This window comes from Streptomyces sp. NPDC001904, from assembly GCF_040297005.1.
Classification (GTDB): domain Bacteria; phylum Actinomycetota; class Actinomycetes; order Streptomycetales; family Streptomycetaceae; genus Streptomyces.
Genome location: NZ_JBEOYI010000003.1, coordinates 466949 through 488472 on the forward strand (window position 1 = coordinate 466949; position 21524 = coordinate 488472).

Consider the following 21524-nt stretch of genomic DNA (forward strand, 5'->3'; position numbering starts at 1 on the left):
GTGCTCCCGGGGCTCTGCCGAAAGGCAGAGCCCGCCCTCGGCCCTGAGGACCACAGCGGTGTGCCCTCGCGGCGTCAATACTGGAGTGCGTGCCCCCCATCAGCGGTTTCCGTCATCCCGTCCCCCTGGACGGCACCTCCTCGGTGCGACCGGGTCGCGGCCGGGTCCTCGCGGAGACCGCCGGTGCGGCCGCGGCCTCCCTGGTGCTCCTCTGGGGCGTCCTGAGCTTCTCCGAGCCTCCGCACCCGGGGTTCCAGCTCGGGGCGGTCCTGCTCGCGGCGGCACTCTTCGGCCTGCGCCGGCGGCTGCCCCTGACCGTGCTGATGGCTCTCGCCGTGCTGGCCGGGGCCGCCCCGGTCACCGGGCCGGTGACCGCGGCGGCCGCGTACACCGTGGCCCTGGACACGGTGCGCTCCCGCGACCGGACGCGGGCCCTCGCCGGCGGGAGCCTGCTCGTGGTGGCGACCGCGACCGCCACCGCCTCCGCCCTCGGCACCGGCCGTGCCTCCCACGGACCTGCTCAGGGGCTGGTGCTGGCGGTCACCGCCGTCGTCGTGCCCGGACTGATCGGGACGGTCGCCGGGCAGCAGGCGCGACTGCTGCGGGCCATGCGCGAGCGGGGCGACGCGGCCGAACGGGCCCGGCGCTCCGCGGACGGCGAGGCCCGTGCCCGTGAGCGGTCCCGGATCGCGGCCGAGATGCACGATCTCCTGGGCCACCGGCTCAGCCTGATCTCGCTGCACGCGGGCGGGCTCGAAATGGCTCTGGGACGGTCCGCGCCGGAGCTGCGCGACGAGGCCGTCCTAGTCCGCCGCACCACCCGCGACGCGATGCGCGAGCTGCGTCAGGCACTCGGCGTCCTCGGCCCGCTCGGCCGGGACACCGGCCCGGACGCGCTGACCGACGCCACCGGTACCCGCGCCGGCCTCGCGACGCTGGTGGCGGCGTCCCGGGACGGCGGCGTACGCGTGGACCTGGAGTGGACGGGCCCCGATCTCGACGGGTGCCCCGCGGCCGTACGCCGGGCCGTGCACCGGGTGGTCCGGGAAGCACTCACCAACGTGCACCGTTACGCGCCGGACTCCTCCGTCACCGTGCGGGTCGCGCACGAGGACGGGACGGTGCGGGTGACCGTCCGCAACGGCGCCCCGGCCACGGCCCCGGACGCACCGGCCGGGCTCGGTACCGGACGAGGTCTGACCGGGTTGCGCGAGCGGGTCGGGCTGCTGGGCGGCGTACTGGAGGCGGGCCGGCTGCCGTCCGGCGGGTTCCAGGTGCGCGCGACCGTCCCGGCGACACCGGACGGGACCGTCTCGGCGACCTCGGACGAGACCGCGCCGGACACGGCCGACACCGGTACGGACACGGCGTCCGCCGCCGTGGACGGTCCGGCGGCGCTCGCCCGCACTCCGCGACGGACCGGGCGCCGGGTCCTCGCCCTTGGCGCGGCGGCCCTGTGGGTGACGATGGCCGCCGGAATCGTCATGGTGTACGGCCTGCCGCGCGGCGTGACCCCGCCGCCCGTACCGCGCCTGGGCATGACCTACGGGCAGCTGAAGGGCGTCTACGACGACCCGGGCACACGGGCCGCGGCCACCGGACACGAACCGTCGCGTCCCGCGGGGGCGGCCGGCTGCGTGTACCGCCACGGAAGTCTGGAGGGTCCGCGGGACGTGCTGCGGATCGACCGCTACTGCTTCGACGGGGCCCGCCGTCTCATCGCCATCGACCATTTCACCGTGCCGTCCGTGACGGACCGTCCGCCCTGGGAGGCCCCGTGAGCGGCAGCGCGCCCGCGATCCGTGTCCTGCTCGCCGACGACGAGGCGATGATCCGGCACGGCGTACGCCTGATCCTCAAGCACAGCGACGGCATCGAGGTGGTCGCCGAGGCCCCGGACGGGGTCCGCGCGGTCGCGGAGGCCGCCGAGCACCGGCCGGACGTGGTGCTGCTGGACATCCGGATGCCCGGCGGCGACGGACTGGCCGCGATCCGGTCCCTGCTGGCCCTGGATCCGGCGCCGCGGGTGGTCATGCTGACGACCTTCGGCGACGAGCCGAACGTGCTGCGTGCGCTGCGCGACGGCGCCTGCGGCTTCATCCTCAAGGACGAGGGACCGCAGGAGCTGATCAGCGCGCTCCGGGCGGCCGCCGCCGGGGACGCGGTGCTCTCCCCCGGTGTCACCGGATCCGTGATCGCCCGCATGCTGCGCGGCGTCTCCCCCGCGCTCGGCCACCCGGATTCCGAGGACGAACGGATCGCCCGGCTCACCGCGCGCGAACGGCAGGTCCTGGCGATGCTCGGCGAAGGCCTGTCGAACCAGGACCTCGCCGAGCGCCTGGGCATCGGCGTCGGCACGGTGAAGACGCATGTGAGAGCGGTCCTGGAGAAGACCGGTTCCGCCAGCCGCGTGCAGGCGGCGCTGCTCGCTCATCGGGCGGACCTGCGCCCCTGACGCCTGCGTTCCCGTCGCCGTCGGCGGAGTCTGCCGAAAGGCAGGGAGACGGCCCTCCTCTCTCTCCTTCTGAAGAGCTCGACTACCGCCTCTGGGGCGATGTTTACGCAGGTGGAAGCCTTGAGGATGGGGATGTTCCGGTTCGCCCCGCGTCGTGCGAGCGGCCTACGTCCCCCTTCGGAGTTCCCATGTCACCCATGCTCACCGTCCCCGCCGGGGAACCGGCCGCCCGCGCCACCGACCTCACGAAGGTGTACGGGAAGGGCGACACCCGGGTCACCGCCCTCGACGCGGTGTCCGTGGACTTCGCGCGCGGCCGGTTCACCGCCGTGATGGGCCCGTCCGGCTCGGGCAAGTCGACGCTGATGCACTGCATGGCGGGGCTGGACTCCCTCAGTTCGGGCTCGGCGCGCATCGGCGGCGTGGAACTCGCCTCGCTGACCGACCGCGAACTCACCGCGCTGCGCCGGGAGAAGGTCGGCTTCGTGTTCCAGGGCTTCAACCTGCTGCCCACCCAGACGGCGCTGGAGAACATGACGCTGCCCCTGCGTCTGGCGGGCCGGAAGCCGGATGCCGCGTGGCTCGACACGGTGGTGGCGACCGTCGGACTCGCCGACCGGCTCGCCCACCGGCCGGCCCAGTTGTCCGGCGGCCAGCAGCAGCGCGTCGCGGTCGCCCGCGCCCTGGTGTCCCGCCCGGACATCGTGTTCGCCGACGAGCCCACCGGCAACCTCGACTCCCGCTCGGGCGCGGAAGTGCTGGGCTTCCTGCGGGACTCCGTACGGGACTTGGGCCAGACCGTCGTGATGGTCACCCACGACCCGGTCGCCGCCGCCCACGCCGATCGCGTGGTGTTCCTGTCCGACGGACGTCTCGTGGACGAGCTGCACGAGCCCGGCGCCGACGCGGTGCTCGACCGGATGCTCGCCTTCGAGACGCCGGCCGCACCCACGCACTGACGCGCGCGGAGCAGGCACCCGCCCGGGCCGGCCACCGGCGACGGCGCCCCCTCCTTCACTCCGCTCCCCCGCATCCCTCTTCTCCCGAAAGCCCACCATGCTGCGAACAGCGCTGCGCAACGTCCTCGCGCACAAGGCACGCCTGGCCATGACCGTCCTCGCGGTCTGTCTCGGTGTCGCGTTCATCTCCGGTTCTCTCGTCTTCGCCGACTCCACCACGGCCGCCCACCGCGCCGCCGTCTCCCAGGACTTCCACGACCTCGACGTGACCGTCACCCCGGCGGCGGAACCGGGCGCCACCGTCCGGGAACAGTACGGTGCCCTCGACGACACCCTGGTGCGCGAGCTGGCCGCCGTCGACGGCGTCGCCTCCGTCCGCCCGGACGCGAGCGGCTCGGTCACGCTCGCCGCGAAGGACGGCACGCCCCTGCGGGCCGACGACATGATGGGCAGGTTCGGCGCCGCCTACGTCCCCCGTGCGGACGGCACGGACCCGCGCTACCCGCTGACGGCCGGCCGCGCACCCGCCGACAGCCGTGAAGTGGCCCTGGACCGGGGCACGGCGAAGGCCGCCGGATACTCCCTCGGCGACACCGTCACCCTCGCCGTCGACGGGCCCGTCCTCAGGAAGCGCCTGGTGGGACTGGTGTCCACCACGGACAGCCGGGTCAACGCCGGAGGCACCCTCGCCGTGTTCGACAAGGCCACCGCGCAGAGGATGTTCGCCGTCCCCGGCCACTACAGCGGCATCGACCTGACCGCCGCGCCGGGCACCGACCAGTTCCGGCTCCGGGACCGGGTCGGCGCGCTGCTGCCCGCCGGCCGCGCCGAGGCCGTCACCGCGTCCGCCCAGGCCGACCAGCAGGCCGTGTTCGTCGCGGCCAGGACCAGCAGCTACGAGCGTCTTCCGCTGCTCTTCGCCGTGGTCTCCCTGTTCATCGGCTCGTTCCTGATCGTCAACACCTTCACGATGCTGGTGTCCCGCAGGATCCACGAGATCGCACTGCTCCGGGCCATCGGTGCCACCCGTCGCCAGGTCGTCGGCTCGGTCCTCGCCGAAGCGGCCCTGGTCGGACTGGTCGCCTCCGCCCTCGGTTTCGTCCTCGGCCTGGGCGTCGCCGAGCTGCTGCCCAGTCTGCTGGACACCTCCGACGACCTCATGCCCGACGGCCCGCTGGTCATCGGCGCGACACCGGTCCTCGCCGCGCTCGCCGTGGGTGTCGGCGTGACCGTGGCCGCCGCCTGGCTGCCGGCCCGGCGCGCCGCCCGGATCGCGCCGGTCGAGGCGATGCGCAGCGCCCGACAGCCGCCCTCCGCCACGGTGTCCCGGATCCGCTGCGTCGTCGGCGTGGTCCTGCTCGCCGCGGGTGCGGGCCTGCTGTTGTCCCTCGACGACGCGACCAGCGCCAGTGACGAGAACGTGCAGGACGCGCTGTTCGGCGGCGGCCTCCTCGTCCTGGGGCTCCTCGTCCTCGCACCGCTGCTCGCGGCTCCGGTGATCCGCCTGCTCGGCCGTCCGCTCGCCCCCTTCGGCGCGGTCGGCGACCTGGCCCGGCAGAACACGCTGCGCGACCCGCGGCGCACCGCCGCCACCGCGGCCGCCCTCATGATCAGCACGGCGCTGGTCGCCTCGCTCGCGGTCATCGACCAGTCCTCGAACAAGGCCCTGGACGCCCAGGCGGCCGCCGGGCTGAGCGCCGACTACGTGATCAGCACCCACAGCAGCGGTGCCGCGGTCGATTCCGCCGCCGTCGAGCGGCTCGCCGCCCTGCCCGGCGTGCGGACCGTGTCCGCCGTCGCGGACTCCAGCCTGGCCTACGGCTCCGTCGCGAACATCTCGGGCGTCGACCCCGGCACCGTGGACGACGTGCTGAACCTGCGCTTCCTGAGCGGTTCCCTGAAGGACCTCGGCCCCGGCCGGATCGCGGTGTCCGAAAGCTTCGCCCACGAGCAGCGGATCACCACCGGCCGGCAGATCCGGACGCACATCGGCCCCGGCACGGACGACAACGACCGGCCGTACACCGTCGTCGGCGTCTATCGGGACAACCCCACCGCCCAGGACGTCCTCGGCGACCGCGCGGACGTCCAGAAGGGGGCGCTGCTCCGCGATTCCGTGCAGCGCGTCCTGGTGCGCACCACCGGCGACGCCGTCTCCGGCGCCCTGGAGAAGAGGCTGCGCGCCGCCGTCGGCCACAGCCCGTTGCTGAAGGTCCAGAGCCGCGACCAGCTCGTCCGGGAACAGGCCGGCACCGCCGGGAGCCTGATGGCCATGGTCTTCGGTCTGCTCGCCGTCGGCGTCCTGATCTCCGCCCTCGGCATGGTCAACACCCTCGCCATGTCGGTCACCGAACGCACCCGCGAGATCGGCGTGCTGCGCGCCATCGGGACGGACCGCTCGGACATCCGCCGCATGATCCGTCTCGAATCCCTCTGCATCGCGGCCTTCGGCACCCTGCTCGGGCTGGCCGGTGGCCTGTTCGGAGCGTGGAGGATCAGCGGTCTGCTCAACGGCGCGATCCCTCAGTACTCCTTCTCCCCGCCCTGGGCCTCGCTCGCGGTCATCACCCTCGTGTCCCTCGCGGTCGGCACGATCGCGTCCGCGCTCCCGGCCCGCCGGGCGGCCGCGCTCAGTCCGCTCCAGGCGGTCGCCCAGGCGTAGCGGGGCGCGCTGCCCCGTCCGTCCCGCGTTCCGCGCGCGCCCGGAACTCGTCCCGGAATCCCACCGCGAGCGCCAGGACCACGGCCGCCAGGGCGAACGCCACGGTGAGGGTGTTCAACCAGGTGTAGGGGCCGGCGCCCGCGATCTCGCTCCCGTCGTCCAGGAGGCAGCGGAAGCCGAGCGGCAGGTAGGACGGTTCGTGTCCGGTGAGGTGGGCCGACGCGGCGGGGGCGAGCGAACGGCAGGGCTCGGCCGGGGCCGAGCCCGCGCCGGACTCCGCCTCGTGGGCGTCCCACTGGACCGCGCCGAGCCCCACCACGTACACGAGCAGGGCCGCTGCCGCCGCCATGGCGGCACACCAGAGCATCAGGTCCCTGGCCCAGTCCGGGCGGCGGCCGGGCAGCACGACCGAGACCAGCTTGATCAGCACGGCGACGGCCCAGACCGGGACGGCGAGCAGAGCGCCGTACATCAACAGAACGAACATGCCTGCGCCACCGCCGCCTTCGAACGTTCCCCGGCCCTGTACGACGGCTTCGCCGTCCCGTACGAGACGCCGGGACGCGCTCCCCGGTTCCCGCGCGACCCGAACCGGGTCGAGGTCAAGCTCCCCGACACCGTCCCCGTCATCGTCTGACGGACGGAGTCCGGCGGGCCCGCGGTCGGTGACCGCGGGCCCGCTCGTCCGTGCGCTGCGCCTGTTCCCTTGCCGGTTACTTCCCGAGGGTGAAGGTGTCGACGTCGAAGAGTGAGCCCGCTCCCCCGCTGAACGTCAGGAACGTCGGCCCGGTCGGCGTGCCTGTCAGCGTCGTCGACACCGTCGTGAAGGTCTCCCAGCCGCCGGTGTTGGGGACGGCCACCGATCCCACGACCGGACCGGTCGCGGAGCCCGAGCGGATCTGGAGGGTGCCGCCCGCTCCGGCCGAGGAGACCCGCGCCGAGAAGGTGCGGGCCCCGTCGAGCGAAGCCTGTCCGTAGCCCGCCCAGTCGCCGTTCTCGATGTAGCCGAGCGTCCTTCCGCCGCTCGCCGGGCCGTGGTCGGCGACCTGGACGCCCTGCGAGGACGTGTACGCCTCACCCTCGTAGGTCGTGCTGGGGGGCGTGCTCCCCAGCTCCTTGATCCGGATGTTGCGGAAGGAGATGTCGTCGCCGGCGGCGTGGTTCTGGATGCCGATGTATCCCTGTTGAAGGGAGCGGACCGGGTCCGTGTTGGTGAAGTCGTTGATCCTGACTCCGTTGAGGAAGACCTGGAGCCGCTCCCCCTCCACGCGGATCTCGTACGTGTTCCAGCTCCCCGGCGGGTTCAGCGCACCGTCCCGGGCCGCGATGTCGGCGGACCGGAAACCGTAGACCGATCCGGTGGTGCGGTCGGCGCTGTCGGTGGCGTCGATCTGGATCTCGTACCCCTGCTGGACCGCCGAGTTGGGGTCGCCGGAGGCCGGGAAGCCCACGAAGACACCGGAGTTGTCGTCGCCCGGCATCCGCCAGTCCAGCTTGAGCGAGTACGACGTGAACTGCTTCGCCTGGTACCAGTACAGGCCCATGCCGCCCTGCGACGACAGGGTCGCGTCGGCGGAGGTGAACCCGCCGGGGCCGGCCTGGGACCAGCCCGCGGTGGAGCCGTCGTACAGGGGTGTGTACCCGGTCTCGGGACGGCAGTCGGCCTTGGCGTACCCGGCCGCGTACCGGATGCCGCCGAGCAGCAGCGTGCGGAAGGCGGGGTCCGCGTACGACTCCTGGGTGTGGCCGAGCCCGGTGTAGAAGGAGCGGCCGGTTCCCTGCGGATGGCACCACGTGATGGGGTGGTCGCCCGCCATCTCGCCGCCGGAGTAGCTGCTTTCGTCGAGACTCTGCAGGACGTGGGCGGTGGAGCGCGGGTTGGTGCGGTAGTTGTACCACTCGTCGGTGCGGCTCCAGGTGCGGCCCAGGTGCGCGGTGGCGGCGTGCGCCCGGTCCTCGGTCTTCACCGTGGCCTGCTGGATGGCGGGATGGGACTTGAACCAGGCGCCGGCCAGCTGCTGGTAGTAGGGCCAGTCGTACTCGGTGTCGGCGGCCGCGTGGACGCCGAGGAATCCGCCGCCGCCGTCGACGTAGCCCTGGAGCGCCGTCTGCTGGGCGGAGTTGAGGACGTCGCCGGTGGTGGAGAGGAAGACGACGGCCTTGAACCCCGACAGGTTGGCGGTGGTGAACGCGCCCGCGTCCTCGGTGGCGGTGACCGTGAAGTTGTTGGCCGCTCCCAGGTCGCGCAGGGCCTGGGTCCCGGCCGGTATGGAGTCGTGCCGGAAGCCGGCGGTCTTGCTGAAGACCAGCACCCGGTAGGCGGGATCGGCCGCCCTGGCCTGCTGGGCGGGGCTCAGGAGCGAGCCCGCGACGCCCAGGGCGAGGGCGACGGCCGCGACGGCGGCCCGTGGTCGTGCGCGGAGCCGGTGGAACATCACTGTCTCCCTTCGTCGTGGGTCACTTGGTGAGGGTGAGCGTGTCGATGTCGAAGAGCGAGCCGGATCCTCCGGTGAACGTGAGGAACAGCGCTCCGGAACTCGTGGTCCCCGTCAGCGCCGTGGAGACCGTGGCGAAGGTCTCCCAGCCGCCGGTGTTGGCGACGGCGACCGAACCGAGCACGGGGCCGGTCGCGGAGCCGGACCGGATCTGGATCGTGCCTCCGGCCCCGGCCGAGGAGACCTTCGCGGAGAAGGTCTTGGTCCCTGCGGTCGGTACGGAGGCGTAGCCGGCCCAGTCGCCGTTCTCGATGTAGCCGAGCGTCTTGCCGCCGCTGGCCGGGGCGTGGTCGGCGATCTGGACGCCCTGCGAGGAGGAGTACGACTCGCCCTCGACGGTCTGGCCCGCGCTCGCGGTGGTGAAGGTGAAGGCGTCGAGGTCGAAGAGGTTGCCCTGGCCCGTCGGTCCCTTGAAGACGAGGAACAGCTCGGTGGTGCCGGCCGGCGCTCCGCTCAGGTTCGCGCTGACGTCGGCGAAGTTCTCCCAGCCGCCGGTCGGTGCGACGGTCGCGCTGCCGAGCAGGGTGCCCGTCGCCGAGCCCGCGCGGACCTCGAGGGTTCCGCCCGCGCCGCCGGAGGAGACCCGCGCGGTGATCCTGCTCGCGTTGGCGAGCACGTACGGCTTGAAGGAGATCCAGTCGCCGTTGTCGGTGTAGCCGACGGTGTTCCCGCCCTCCGCGGTGCCGTGCGGCGCGATCTGCACGCCGGACTGGGCGGAGAAGTGCTCGCCCTGGCGGTGGCGCGGCTGGAGGACGCGGGTGCTGTGCGTGGTCAGGCCCGCGGCGTCGGTGTACTCGGCGTCGAAGACCCCGTAGATGTTGGCGGCGCTGTCGTGCTCACCGTCGGTCGGCACGGCGATGCTGCCGGTGCAGCCCGTGGCCTGGGTGATCTGGTGGCGGTGCTCGTCGTGTCCGAGGAGGTAGGTGACCTTGACCTTGGAGCAGTCGACGGTGCCGTCCTCGGGATCGCTCACGGCGACCCGGAAGGGCACGGTGTCACCGAAGGAGAACAGCGCGCCGTCCCCCGGTGTCTGGAGCGTGACGGTCGGCGCGGTGTTACCGGAGGTCACCACGAGGCTGGCCGTGCCGGTGAGTCCTTCCGGGTCCCGCACGGTGAGCGTGGGACGGAAGGTGCCCTTGGTGGTGTACGTGTGGCTGGGGTTGGCCGCGGTGGAGCTGGTTCCGTCGCCGAAGTCCCACGCGTAGGTCAGGGCCTTGCCCTCCGGGTCGGAGCTGCCCGCCGAGGAGAACGCGACGGTGAGCGGGACGGCACCGGAGACCTTGTCGGCCGCCGCCTTGGCGATCGGATTGCGGTTGCTGCCGGCCAGGTACTCGATGCGGTAGAGGGCCTGGTTGTTGGCGCCGGTGCCGTAGTCGAGCACGTAGAGCGCGCCGTCGGGGCCGAAGGCCTGGTCCATGACCTGGGTGCCGGTCCAGGGGAAGTTCTCGATCGTGCCGGGTGATCCGTCGGCCTTGACCTCGATCGCCTTGATCCACTTGCGGCCGTACTCGCCCGCGAAGAACTTCCCGTCGAGCGACTGCGGGAACTTCACGGCGGAGTTGAGGTTCGCGTCGTACCGGTAGACGGGTCCGCCCATCGGCGACTCGGAGCCGCTGCCGAACTCGGGCGGCGACCCGGCGTCGCCCGCGTACCTGATCCAGGCGGGCTTGGCGGCGGGCAGCGTGGCCTGTCCGGTGTTGCGGAAGGAGTTGTTGGCCGGGCCGCTCGCGCAGGCGTACTTGCCCGCGGACGGGCCGCTGGGGAACGTGTACTCGCCGTACGTCTCGCTGGCCGTGTTCGTGCCCGTGCAGTACGGCCATCCGTAGTTGCCCGGGGCGGTGATCCGGTTGAACTCGACCTGCCCGCTGGGGCCGCGGGTGGCGTCGGTGGCGCCGGCGTCGGGGCCGTAGTCGCCGAGGTAGACGGTGCCGGTGGCCTTGTCGACGGACATCCGGAACGGGTTGCGGAAGCCCATCGCGTAGATCTCGGGGCGCGTCTTCGCGGTGCCCGGCGCGAAGAGGTTGCCGGAGGGGACGGTGTAGCCGCCGGCCGCCGTGGGCTTGATGCGCAGGACCTTGCCGCGCAGGTCGTTGGTGTTGCCCGAGCTGCGCTGGGCGTCGAACTGCGGGTTGCGGTCGGTGCGTTCGTCGATGGGCGCGTACCCGGCCGAGTCGAACGGGTTGGTGTCGTCGCCGGTCGTCAGGTACAGGTTCCCGGCGGCGTCGAAGTCGATGTCGCCGCCCACGTGACAGCACTGGCCCCGGTCGTTGTCGACCTCCAGGAGGACCTTCTCGCTGGCCATGTCGAGGGTGCCGTCGGTCTTCAGCGTGAAGCGGGAGAGGTTCAGGTGCCCCTTCCAGGCCGCGAAGTCGGCGGCGGTGCCGGTGGTCGGCGCGTCCCCGGCCGGGGTGCTGAGCTTGGGCGAGTAGTACAGGTAGAGGTAGCGGTTCGAGGCGAAGCCGGGGTCGGCCGCCACGCCCTGGAGCCCCTCCTCGTCGTGGGTGTACACGTCGAGCTTCCCGGCGGTCTTGGTGTTGCCCGCCGCGTCCGTGTACCGCAGCGTGCCGTCGCGGGCCGTGTGGACGACGGCGCGGTCGGGCAGCACCGCGAGGGACATCGCCTCACCCAGTTCGGCCGCGCCGACGGCGAGCTGGACCTGCTGGTAGTCGCCCGCGGGGATGGCGGCGGGTGCAGCCGCGACGTCGGGGCGGGCCGCGGGCTGGGCGACCGCGGGACCGGCCAGGCTGCCGCCTCCCGCCACCAGCCCGAGTGCGAGGAACCAGCGGAGCAGTGCGCGTCGGGGGCGCGTACGTCCGGGGCGCGTACGTCCGAGGTCGGTACCTCTGAGATCAGTACCTCTGAGGCCGGTGCGTCTGAGGCCGGTGCGTCTCAGGTGCGTACGTCTGGGGCTTGCGGACATGAGCTTCCTTCCTGACCGTGCGGGGATACGCACCTGAAGAAGGCATGACAATGTCAACTCCGGGCGCGTGCGGGAGGAATGCCTCTCAGGGGGTGACGAGCTGTCATTCCCGGGAGGAGGTGCCGATCCGTGCGGAGGATCTCGGGGCGATGCAGTCCGTGCGAATTTCGCATGCTGGCAACGCCCTCCTAGTTTGTCAAGGGACAACACAAATGCCCGTGCGGGACGCCGAATACGTGCATCGACCAGCTACGGGCGCTTGCGTGCGGCACGAGTGCGGGCGCCTGCTGAGCGCGCGCAGGAGAGAGGACTGTTTCTCGCGGTCCCGTTCCCCGCGCGCGTACGCCGGCGCGTCGTGGGAACTCGTCACAAGCGGCTCTCCGTCCTCAGCCCTTGCGCGGAGAGCCGCTCAGCCGGGGTGTTGAAGCTCACCCACCCGTCCTGAAATACCGGGGCCGCCGTCCAGCCGCCGTGACGTGCTGGACGGCGGCTCGGGTCATGGTGTCGCCCGGCGCGACCCCGGGTCAGTTGACGCCGCGCTCCCGCCCCGCCCAGTACGGCTCGCGCAGCTTGAACTTCTGGATCTTGCCGGTGGCCGTGCGCGGGATGGCGTCCCGGAACTCCACGGTCGTGGGCGCCTTGTATCCCGCCACCCGCTCCTTGCAGTACGCGATGATCTCGGCCTCGGTCACCGTCGCGCCGTCCACGAGCACCACCAGGGCCTTGATGGTCTCGCCCCACTTGGGGTCCGGCACGCCGATGACCGCGACCTCGGCCACCTCGGGGTGGCTGAAGACGGTGTCCTCGACCTCGATCGACGACACGTTCTCCCCGCCGGTGATGATGACGTCCTTCTTGCGGTCCGAGATCGTCAGATGGCCGTCCGCCGGGTCGATGGTGCCGCCGTCCCCGGTGTGGAACCAGTCGTCCTCCAGGGCCGCGGCGGTCTCCTCCGGCTTCTCCCAGTAGCCGTCGAGCACGACGTTCGACCGGGCCAGCACCTCGCCGGAGTCGGCGACGCGCAGCTTCACGCCCAGCGCGGGCACACCGGCCCGCGACTGGCGCCGGGCCCGCTCCTCGGCGGGCAACAGGGACTCCTCCGGCCGCGCGCGGTTGAACGTCAGCACCGGGGACGTCTCGGTGAGACCGTAGATCTGCGTGAACTCCCAGCCCAGCTCCTGCTCCACCCGCTGGATCATGCGGCTCGGCGGCGGGGCGCCCGCGCACACGATCCGCACCCGGTCGCGTCCGGGGATCGCGCCGTCCCAGCCGGCCGCCGCGTCGAGGACCGCGTTCCACACCGCGGGCGCGCCGCACATCAGCGTCACCCCGTGCTCGTCCACGCGCCGCAGGATCTCGGTCCCGTCGACCTTGCGGAGCACGACCTGCTTCATGCCGAGCCCGGCGGCGACGAACGGCATGCCCCAGCCGTTGCAGTGGAACATCGGCAGGGTGTGCATGTACACGTCCTGCTCCCAGGCCCGGGTGTGCAGGCCGAAGGTCAGGCCGTTCACCCAGATGTTGCGGTGGGTGAGCTGGACGCCCTTGGGGCGCGCGGTCGTTCCCGACGTGTAGTTGATGGTGGCGGTGGCGTCCTCGTCGGGGGCCGACCAGGGGCGCGGCTCCACTCCGAAGCGCATCAGCTCGGTCTCGGTCTGCTCGCCGAGGACGAACCGGTGGGCCGCCTCGGCCTTCGCGCTGATCTCCTCCACCTCGGGGTCGACGAGCAGCACCGACGCGCCGCTCTGCCGCACCACGTACTCGATCTCCTCGGCCTTCAGCCGGAAGTTGACCGGTACGGCGATCCGGCCGCTCATCGGCACCGCGAACAGCAGTTCCAGGAGGCGGGACGAGTTGTGGCTGAGCACGGCGACGCGCTCGCCCTCGCCGACACCGAGCGCGTCCAGACCCGCCTGCCACGCCCGTACCCGCTCACCGAGCCGTCCGTACGTCGATGTCGGCACGGGCGCGCTCGGCTGGTCGGGTTCGTCGATCACCCCGGGACTCCGGGCGAAGCCCAGCTCGGCCCGGTCCAAGAAGTCGCTGATCGTCATCGGAACACGCATCGTTCTCTCCCGCTCCCTGGGTGTCCGCGGCGCCGCGGACCCGGCCCTTGCCGACCGTGTCTGACATCGTGTAGTCCGTGACGCGGATCTCACCACCCCCGAACGGGGGTGAACAGAGCACAGCAGGGAGATCGAGGGTGAGCGCGGACATCTCCGAGGACGTGGAGCTGCGGACGGCGCTGGTGCGGCTGCGCCGGGGCACCGAGCTGCCGGTCGCGTTCGGCGGGCTGACAGCGGGCCCGGGACACGTGCGCATCGGCGAGCTGAGCGGCGCGGCGACCCACTCGCTGCGCGGTCTCGCGGTGGCCACGGGCAACGGGCTCGGCGGCAAGGCCCTCTCCCTGGCCCGGGCCTGCGCCGTCACGGACTACCCCGACTCGCGGCACATCAGCCACGAGTACGACACCGCCGTCGCGGCCGAGGGCCTGCGCTCGGTCCTCGCGGTGCCCGTCGTCGTACGGCGCCGGGTGCGGGGCGTGCTGTACGGGGCGCTGCGCACCGCCCAGCCGCTGGGCGACCGGGTGCTGACCGCGGCGCTCGCGGCGGCCCGTGACGTGGAGCAGGCGCTGGTGGTGCGCGACGAGGCGCACGAGCTGCTGTCCGCGGCGACCGCACCGGCGACCGAGGGAACCGGCGCGTGGGAGGAGGTCCGCGAGGCGCACGGTGCGCTGCGCGCGCTCGCCCCGAGGATCGTCGATCCGGCCCTGCGGGCCGAACTCCTCGCGGTGTGCGGCCGGTTGGCGTCCGCCGGGGCGCCGCCGGAGCGGGAGACGGCTCTGACGCTCGCGCCCCGCGAGGTCGATGTGCTGGCGTGTGTGGCGGCGGGCGCGACGAACGCGGTGGCCGCCGAGCGGCTCGGCCTGCGCCCCGAGACCGTCAAGGGGTATCTGCGTTCGGCGATGCGCAGGCTGGGGGCGCACACCCGGGGTGAGGCGGTGGCGCAGGCGCGGCGGGCGGGGCTGCTGCCGTAGTCAGCCGTCGCGGTCGGCGGGGCCCGGTCCGGCCCGATTGTCGGTGCCGTGGTCTTCAATGGCGTACGAGGGGATGGTGGGATGGCGTCCCGGAGCCGGCGTGGACGGATGGGGGTGGGCGTGTGGTGTCGACGGACAGGTGTCTGGCGTTCGCGGCGATGTCGCTGCTGGTGATCGTGATCCCGGGGCCGAGCGTGCTGTTCGTGATCGGGCGGGCGCTCGCGCACGGCAGACGCACGGCGGTGGCAACGGCGCTGGGCAATCTCGTCGGCTCGTATCTGCTGGTGGTGGCGGTGGCCCTCGGCGTCGGTTCGCTGGTGGAGCGGTCTGCGGCGCTGTTCGTGGCGGTGAAGCTCGCGGGCGCGGCGTATCTGGTCTACCTGGGCGTCCAGGCGTTCCGGCACCGGCACGCCATGAAGGTGGCGGACCTGCGCGGCCCGGCGGGTCCCGCGAAGGGCACCGGACGGACGGTGGCCGACGGGATTCTGGTGGGCGTCACCAATCCGAAGGGGATCGTGTTCTTCGCGGCGGTGCTCCCGCAGTTCGTGAACCACGACGCGGGGCACGTGCCGCTCCAGATGCTGCTGCTCGGCCTGATACCGATCGGCATCGGCCTGGTCACGGACACGCTGTGGGGGCTGACGGCGTCGGCGGCGCGCGACTGGTTCGCGCGCTCGGACCGTCGTCTGTCGATGATCGGCGGGACGGGTGGTTTCGCGCTGATAGGTCTCGGGGTGACGGTGGCGGCGACGGGCCGCGCCGACTGAGTGCTTCGGCGCCTGCGGCTCAGGTGCGGACGGTGCCGAAGTCGACGGTGACCGGGCCGGGTGCCTCCAGGACGGCGGCGGTGCGCTCCGCCTCGGCGACGAGTTCCTCGCGCTGGGCGCGGGTGAGCGGGCGGAAGGGTTCGAGGGTGAGCACGCTGCCCGTGCCGTCGCCGGTGGCTCTCTTCGGCTCCTTCAGGGTCCAAAGGCCGGCGAGCATCCCGTCGACGAGGAAGGTCAAGTAGGCGGTGTTCACCTGCCAGTTGCGGCCCCGGTCGGCCTCGTCGATGACGCGGGTGCGGTCGGCGTGCGAGAGGAGGAGGTTGTCGAACTCGGCGAGCAGCCGGGGCGGTGCCGGGGTGTCCTCGTCGGGGCGCGGGGCGTCGGGCAGGTCGAAGAGCTCCACGCCGTGCTCGTCGCGGAACGTCACCAGCTCGGGCCGCAGCCGATCGAAGGCCTCCTTGGTGCGGGTGAGGCCGGCCCACTGCTGGAAGTCCTTCACGGAGGCGGGTCCGAAAGCGCCGAGGTAGCGCAGGATCGTGGCGTCGGGGGCGGGGGTGGCCGCGGTGGGCAGGTCGAACCAGTGCTCGGCGGTGGTCAGGCGCACGCCGCCGCTGCGCCGCCACAGGCCGCGCGGGGTGACCTGGACGAGCGGCAGACCGGCGCGGGCCGCGATCATCAGGGCCTGCGGGTCGGCGTCCGGCCACTCGTCGAGGAGCAGGTGACGGATCTCCTTCGGGGTGCGCGGCTCCTGTTCGACGTACGGACGGGTCAGGGCGTTGAGCCGGTCGAGGTCGACCCCGTCGAGGCCCTTGCGGAACAGGCGCAGTTCGCGCTCCCGGGCGGGCTGCACCAGGGGGCGCAGTGTCATGCAGTCCTCGGCGGTGTGCAGGTGGATCGTGGAGCGCATCGTGACGATGCGGGCCACGCGCCGCGCGGCGAGGGCGTCGGAGAGGGCGGCGGGCGTGAAACCGTCGAGGCGGGCGGCGAGCGCGAGGTAGGGCGGGCGGACCTCCTGCGCCTGGAGTCCGACGAGGTGGGCGACGGCCTCCTCGGTCTTCATCGGGCTGCGGCGGAGCAGGAGTTGCCGCTCCAGGGTGGCCCGGCCGAGGGCGCGCGCGGTGATCGGCTTCGTCGTCATGAGGGGACGGTAGCGGGCCATGAGGTCAGCTGCTGTCCGCGATGCCGCTGCCCCCGCGGGTGGGTTTCGCTGGTTACGCTGCCCGGGACCCTCGCACCACCGGAAGGAGGCGGCGATGCCGCGACGGCAGGATGGACGCCGCTACACCTGGCGCCGGGGCGTGGACCCGCGCCCGCCGGCCGGATCGCCCGCCACGCCCGGCGCGGAACCCGCCGCCGCGCAGGACCCGCCGCCCGACAGCGTGGTGCACGCGGCGCTGTACCGGGACGGGGTGCGGGTGGCGAGTCCCGCGTCGCTCACGGACACGTACCGCCAGTTGCGCGAGGAGCCGCGGACGACGGCGTGGATCGGTCTGGCCCGCCCCACGGAGACGGAGCTCAAGTCCCTCGCGGCCGAGTTCGACCTGCATGAACTCGCCGTCGAGGACGCGTTGGAGGCACATCAGCGGCCCAAGCTGGAGCGGTACGGCGAGACGCTCTTCGTGGTGCTGCGCGCGGCCCGCTATCTCGACGCCTCCGAGGAGGTCGACTTCGGCGAGCTGCACGTGTTCGTCGGCGCGGACTTCGTGATCACGGTCCGGCACGGCGCGGCACCGGACCTGTCGGCGGTGCGCCGCCGCATGGAGAACTCCCCCGACCTCCTCAGGCTCGGCCCCGAGGCGATCCTGTACGCGATCCTCGACGCGGTCGTCGACGGCTACGCCCCGGTCGTGGACGGTGTCCAGAACGACATCGACGAGATCGAGACGGAGGTCTTCTCCGGCGCCCCCGAGGTCTCCCGCCGCATCTACGAACTCTCCCGCGAAATGGTCGAGTTCCAGCGCGCCACCCGCCCCCTGGTCGGCATGCTGCACGGCCTGATGGCGGGCTTCGCCAAGTACGGCACGGACGAGGAACTGCAGAGCTACCTGCGCGACGTGGCCGACCACGTCACCCACACCAGCGAACGCGTCGACGCCTTCCGCCAGGCGCTCGCCGACATCCTGACGGTGAACGCGACCCTGGTGACCCAGCAGCAGAACGCGGAGATGCGGGCGCTTGCGGAGGCGGGGTTCGAGCAGAACGAGGAGATCAAGAAGATTTCGGCTTGGGCCGCAATTCTCTTTGCACCCACACTCGTGGGAACCATCTACGGCATGAACTTCGAGCGGATGCCCGAGTTGAGCTGGAGCCTCGGATATCCCTTCGCGATCGGCTTGATGGGGGTTGTCTGTACCGGTTTGTACGTTATTTTCAAGCGGCGGGACTGGCTCTAGAGAGGGACCGACCCACTCGCGCCGCGCACATGGTTTACTTCTGCGGCTCCTTCACAAACCACCGATTTGGGGCGCTGGGGAGCCCCTGGGGAGAAGTGATGCGGGTGATCTCCTCGCCCTGCCAGAACTATGCCTCTGACCTGGCCTTTTGACTGCTTCTCGATGCTGGGGAGAATCCGGGGGGAATCGAATGCCACTCCAAGTCGTCCAACCGGCGCAGCAAACCCGCCCGGCCTCCCTGTTCGCCGAGGTCGGCCGAGCGACTGCCCACACCGAACTCGGTGTGATTCACACCCGGCAGCAGAAGCGCCCCGGAGATCACCTATGGGACACCGCGGCCGGGCCATCAGACTCCCCGGAGCATCCCCGATCACAGGGCAAAAGCCGCCGCACCCCAGAGGGCTCCCTAGAAGCGGGATCCGCAACCCTTGAGCACACACCACTGACGATAATTTCCCCATTTCCCACATGGAATGATTCGACGGAGTTCAGCAAGTAATCAACCTTACCCGCAGACCCGCTATCAATCTCACCAGCAACCCTGTCAAGACCGTAGAAAATCAGCCACTGAACATCCGATCCTGGCGACTCCCGCGATTCCACATCGCGAAACCAGCGCTCGATCAGGGCTCGATCTTGCAGAATCAGTTCGTATCGATGCCCGCCGGGATGTGGAGACCGCTGCAGCAATCGCTGGGTCGCAAAAACAGACACTTCAGCCTCATCCACCATGAGCCTGAGAACATTATCGCTCATCGCACCCTCGTGAAATCCGTTCCGGGAATCGACGACTTGAAAGTCGGAATACTGTCAGGCGCATACAGGGAAAGTTCTATTTCCGTTTCATCCTGGAAATCTTTCCGTATCTTTCCTAGCGTGTCGCGAACCCGCCGACCATTGCGCCCCTGCAGTACTACAGGGTTGATCGACACAAGCGTCAGCCGTAACTCCGATGGGCGTGCACGAATTGTGAACCAGGATAGGCGTCTTACCGGCGAGTACATATAGGTGTGCGTTCGCTTGGTGAAGGCCTTGTTGCTCTGGACGGTGACGGTGCTGCCGTCGTCGGTGAGCAGGGTCATGCCTGGAGTGAGGATGCCCGCCTCTACCCATGCCGGCGCCGAGTGCACCGTGTGGGAGACCTCGGCCCGCGGCGGCTCCAGCGACCACCCCGCCGGCGACCCGGTGAGGATCACCATCAAGCCGGGCTACGGCAAGAACACCGTGGAGACGGCGCGGATCACGAACTCCTTCGAGTTCGGTGCCCTGCAACTGGTCAAGTCGGTCGACGGGGATGCCGCGCAGTACGCCGACGGCCGCGCCTTCGAGGTCGAGGTCTCCTGCGCCCTGCCGGACGCCGCGGGCAAGCCCACCGGACGCGTCCTGCACAAGACCTACGAGGTCACCGCGGACGAGCCGGTCACCATCAAGCCGCTTCCCGTCAACTCCCGGTGCTGGGCCGAGGAGGTGGACACCGGCGGCGCCGAGAAGGCGGTCGTCGACCACGGCAGCGCCGACAACCCGGCCGTGATCTCGGCCGCCAGCGACGCCACCATCACGGTCACCAACACCTTTCCGGCCGGCGAGATCGTCGTCACCAAGCACGTCGTGAACGGCGGCGCCGGACCGTACGCCTTCAAGCTGGCCTGCACCACCGGCCAGGGCGATGTGCCGCTGGCCGGCGAAGACAGCGCGTTCGAGCTGAACGACGGCGAGAGCCGCACCGTCAGCGTCCCGAAGGGCGCCGAGTGCACGGTGACCGAGACGGATGTGCCGAGCGGTGACACGGTCACCTACAAGACGTCCGACGGCGGTACCGACGGGAAGGTCGTGGTGGACGGGTCCGCCTCGGTCGACGTGACCAACACCTTCCCCGAGACGCCCGACACCCCTGACCATCCGGGCGGCCACGGTGACAAGGGCAACCTGGCCGACACCGGGACCACCGACTGGACGCTCCTAGGGGCGCTGCTCATGGTGCTTGCCCTCGCGGCCGGGTTCGCGGTCCGCAAGGTAGCCCGCGGCAGCCGCCGCTGATCCCACGGCAGCACGGGAAGGCCCCGGGCGAGGAGTCTCGCCCGGGGTCTTCCCGTGTCGTGGGACGTCAGCCGCGCAACGCCGACGCGAAGATGCCGGGCAGCCGGGAGACCTTCGGGTCGACGGTGTAGGCGGTGAGGCGGCGCATCGTGGTCAGGCCCGTCCGGTTGGTGACGTAGTACGGCGGACGCGGGGACAGTGACGGTGCGCCGGTGAACAGGCCACGCGGCGACGGTGCGAACGGAGCCCGCAGCACGGTCTTCTCGACGTCCTCGATCATGAACGCGTTGTGCACGAAGCCGATGCCGCTGCCGATGTCCTGGCGGGTGTGGCCGGGGAACGCGCCCCAGGGCGTGTAGCCGAGCAGGAAGCCGAAGGCGGACCAGCAGTTGACGCCGAGGGTGCCGTAGCGCAGGGCGGCGATCGCCTCGTCGACGGCGGCACGGTGGGCGCGCTCCGTCCTCGGGTGGACGAGCAGGGTCGCACCGAGGGTGCCGGGGAGCCGGTCGTTGGCGAACTCGGTCGCCGCGCGCAGGAATTGCGGGGCGTCGGCGGCGGGCAGGCGGACGACGCCGAGAGCGCTGGCGAACACCTCGACGGTGAGCATCGGGTCGTCGGGGTCGGTGATGTCGGGGACGAGGACGCGGCAGGTGTCGTCGCCGATCAGCTCGGCGTCGGGGTGTGCTCCGGCGATGGTGGCGCGGCGGCTTTCGGCGCCCGGGTAGTAGTCGGGGCGCGGCGGCAGTTCGCGCAGCACCTTGCGGATCTCGGCGAGCAGCTTCCCGGTGCCGTCCCAGTCGCGGGGTACGACGAGGATCTGGGTGGCGACGCAGTTGTGTCCGGAGTTGTTGAGCTTGCTGGTGACGATGTGCTCGGCCTGGAAGCGCAGGTCGGCGTCGGTCCAGGGGCCCGGCGTGACGATGCACGGGCTGACGCCGCCGAGTTCGCTGGTGAACGGCTTGTCGTTGAGCGGGGCGTCGGTGCGCCTGCGTTCCTCGGCCTGCTCGTCGGTGCCCCACACGATGGCGTCGTGGGTGCGGTCGGAGCCGGTGACGTGGATGGTGTCGACGCCGTCGTGCGTGGTGAGGTAGGCACCCTCGGCGGGGCCGCCGTCGACGAAGCGGACCCAGCCCCGCTCGACGAACTCGGCGAAGACCCGCTCGAAGTGCGGGCGGAGATAGGCGTTGACCGGGTTCATCTTGGCGAGGACGACCTCGCCGTCCACGTACAGCTTGTGGACGATGTCGAGCGGGGTGATCGCGGCGACGTTGCCCGCGCCGAGCACGAGGGCGACGGCGCTCTCTGCGGGGCGCCCCCGGTACTCGCCGGCCGCCCGGGCGAGTACCTGGTCGGGGGTGGTGCCGGGGCGGGTCCACACCTGGGCGGTGAAGCCGTTGAGCAGCAGCCGGTCGGCGGCCGTGGCGGGGAACACGTCCACCACCGTGCGGCCCTCGTGGTGGCGGACGGCCTTCACGTCGATGGGGTCCGCTCCGGCGGCCAGGCGCCGCAGCACGTGCAGATAGGCGCTGATCGTCTGGGCCAGCGCCCAGGGCGCGGTTGTCCAGTCCTCTGCGGCCCAGGCGGACTCGGCGGCGTAGCCCTTGGCTCGGGCGGCGTCGGCGACCATCGCGGGGGCGCCTTCGGCGACCTTCGGGAGCATGCGTTCCAGCAGGGCTGTGCGCTCCGCGAGGGTGGTGGCGGTCCAGGACGCGGCGTTCTCGCGCAGGTCGCCCACGGCACGGTCGAGCGGGCTGGTGTCGAGGACGGAAGCGGCGGTCACAGGTCAACTCCATTGAGGT

Annotated in this window: 15 protein-coding genes; 8 read left to right on the plus strand and 7 right to left on the minus strand. The window is 71.6% G+C overall.

The genetic code is table 11. The annotated features are described in order from the left end of the window. The first annotated feature begins 89 nt into the window (after nucleotides 1–89). The 4 genes from ABT127_RS06880 (at nucleotide 90) to ABT127_RS06895 (ending at nucleotide 6076) form a co-directional block, all read left to right on the plus strand. Nucleotides 90–1781 (plus strand): sensor histidine kinase, encoded by a 1692-nt coding sequence (locus ABT127_RS06880; protein WP_351445329.1) that lies wholly within the window; start codon nucleotides 90–92, stop codon nucleotides 1779–1781. 47 nt (nucleotides 1782–1828) lie between these two features. Continuing rightward, nucleotides 1829–2455 carry a response regulator gene (locus ABT127_RS06885; RefSeq protein ID WP_502971650.1) on the plus strand — a complete coding sequence of 209 codons (627 nt, stop codon included), beginning with the start codon at nucleotides 1829–1831 and terminating at the stop codon, nucleotides 2453–2455. A 197-nt stretch (nucleotides 2456–2652) separates the two neighbouring features. After that, nucleotides 2653–3414, plus strand: a complete 762-nt coding sequence (locus tag ABT127_RS06890) for an ABC transporter ATP-binding protein (RefSeq protein WP_502971651.1) — start codon at nucleotides 2653–2655, stop codon at nucleotides 3412–3414. 97 nt (nucleotides 3415–3511) lie between these two features. Then, a complete protein-coding gene (locus tag ABT127_RS06895) occupies nucleotides 3512–6076 on the plus strand; it encodes an FtsX-like permease family protein (RefSeq protein WP_351445335.1) in 2565 nt (854 codons plus the stop codon). Here the strand turns inward: ABT127_RS06895 and ABT127_RS06900 are convergent. From ABT127_RS06900 to ABT127_RS06915, 4 genes are all read right to left on the minus strand, one after another. Beyond that, entirely contained in the window at nucleotides 6045–6563 is a 519-nt protein-coding gene (locus tag ABT127_RS06900) for a hypothetical protein (RefSeq protein ID WP_351445337.1), read from the minus strand. The two genes, ABT127_RS06895 and ABT127_RS06900, sit on opposite strands and share 32 nt — an antisense overlap. A gap of 226 nt (nucleotides 6564–6789) precedes the next feature. Continuing rightward, entirely contained in the window at nucleotides 6790–8514 is a 1725-nt protein-coding gene (locus ABT127_RS06905) for a ThuA domain-containing protein (RefSeq protein WP_502971643.1), read from the minus strand. 19 nt (nucleotides 8515–8533) lie between these two features. Next, the gene (locus ABT127_RS06910) at nucleotides 8534–11335 is read right to left on the minus strand and encodes a carbohydrate-binding protein (protein WP_502971652.1); all 2802 of its coding nucleotides are present in this window, start codon (nucleotides 11333–11335) and stop codon (nucleotides 8534–8536) included. Between the two features lie 680 nt (nucleotides 11336–12015). Next, a complete protein-coding gene (locus ABT127_RS06915) occupies nucleotides 12016–13557 on the minus strand; it encodes an AMP-binding protein (RefSeq protein ID WP_351445340.1) in 1542 nt (513 codons plus the stop codon). A gap of 137 nt (nucleotides 13558–13694) precedes the next feature. On the opposite strand from ABT127_RS06915, the gene ABT127_RS06920 reads away from it, so the two are divergent. Next, nucleotides 13695–14528, plus strand: a complete 834-nt coding sequence (locus tag ABT127_RS06920) for a response regulator transcription factor (RefSeq protein WP_351445342.1) — start codon at nucleotides 13695–13697, stop codon at nucleotides 14526–14528. Nucleotides 14529–14650: 122 nt separating this feature from the next. Beyond that, nucleotides 14651–15295, plus strand: coding sequence for a LysE family translocator (locus ABT127_RS06925; RefSeq protein WP_351445344.1), 645 nt, complete (start codon nucleotides 14651–14653; stop codon nucleotides 15293–15295). A gap of 19 nt (nucleotides 15296–15314) precedes the next feature. On the opposite strand, the gene ABT127_RS06930 is transcribed toward ABT127_RS06925, so the two are convergent. After that, nucleotides 15315–16433: a winged helix DNA-binding domain-containing protein gene (locus tag ABT127_RS06930; protein ID WP_351445346.1), complete on the minus strand. Its 1119-nt coding sequence runs from the start codon at nucleotides 16431–16433 to the stop codon at nucleotides 15315–15317. A gap of 115 nt (nucleotides 16434–16548) precedes the next feature. Between ABT127_RS06930 and ABT127_RS06935 the strand changes: the two genes are divergently transcribed. Next, the gene (locus tag ABT127_RS06935) at nucleotides 16549–17688 is read left to right on the plus strand and encodes a magnesium and cobalt transport protein CorA (protein ID WP_351445348.1); all 1140 of its coding nucleotides are present in this window, start codon (nucleotides 16549–16551) and stop codon (nucleotides 17686–17688) included. A gap of 752 nt (nucleotides 17689–18440) precedes the next feature. Here the strand turns inward: ABT127_RS06935 and ABT127_RS06940 are convergent. Next, complete coding sequence (locus ABT127_RS06940; protein ID WP_351445350.1) at nucleotides 18441–18770, minus strand: hypothetical protein; 330 nt, start codon at nucleotides 18768–18770, stop codon at nucleotides 18441–18443. A 13-nt stretch (nucleotides 18771–18783) separates the two neighbouring features. Here ABT127_RS06940 and ABT127_RS06945 point away from each other — a divergent pair, with 13 nt between their 5' ends. Then, nucleotides 18784–19725, plus strand: a complete 942-nt coding sequence (locus ABT127_RS06945; protein WP_351445352.1) for a DUF5979 domain-containing protein — start codon at nucleotides 18784–18786, stop codon at nucleotides 19723–19725. Between the two features lie 67 nt (nucleotides 19726–19792). Here ABT127_RS06945 and ABT127_RS06950 read toward each other — a convergent pair whose 3' ends face one another. Continuing rightward, nucleotides 19793–21505: an aldehyde dehydrogenase family protein gene (locus ABT127_RS06950; RefSeq protein WP_351445353.1), complete on the minus strand. Its 1713-nt coding sequence runs from the start codon at nucleotides 21503–21505 to the stop codon at nucleotides 19793–19795. Between the last annotated feature and the right edge of the window lie 19 nt (nucleotides 21506–21524).

Bases quoted from the DNA above. Each gene is read 5' to 3' on its own strand.
- ABT127_RS06940 (WP_351445350.1), bottom strand. From the start codon at position 18,770: ATGACCCTGCTCACCGACGACGGCAGCACCGTCACCGTCCAGAGCAAC.
- ABT127_RS06945 (WP_351445352.1), top strand. From the start codon at position 18,784: ATGCCCGCCTCTACCCATGCCGGCGCCGAGTGCACCGTGTGGGAGACC.
- ABT127_RS06890 (WP_502971651.1), top strand. From the start codon at position 2,653: ATGCTCACCGTCCCCGCCGGGGAACCGGCCGCCCGCGCCACCGACCTC.
- ABT127_RS06930 (WP_351445346.1), bottom strand. From the start codon at position 16,433: ATGACGACGAAGCCGATCACCGCGCGCGCCCTCGGCCGGGCCACCCTG.
- ABT127_RS06935 (WP_351445348.1), top strand. From the start codon at position 16,549: ATGCCGCGACGGCAGGATGGACGCCGCTACACCTGGCGCCGGGGCGTG.
- ABT127_RS06885 (WP_502971650.1), top strand. From the start codon at position 1,829: ATGATCCGGCACGGCGTACGCCTGATCCTCAAGCACAGCGACGGCATC.
- ABT127_RS06915 (WP_351445340.1), bottom strand. From the start codon at position 13,557: ATGCGTGTTCCGATGACGATCAGCGACTTCTTGGACCGGGCCGAGCTG.
- ABT127_RS06895 (WP_351445335.1), top strand. From the start codon at position 3,512: ATGCTGCGAACAGCGCTGCGCAACGTCCTCGCGCACAAGGCACGCCTG.
- ABT127_RS06900 (WP_351445337.1), bottom strand. From the start codon at position 6,563: ATGTTCGTTCTGTTGATGTACGGCGCTCTGCTCGCCGTCCCGGTCTGG.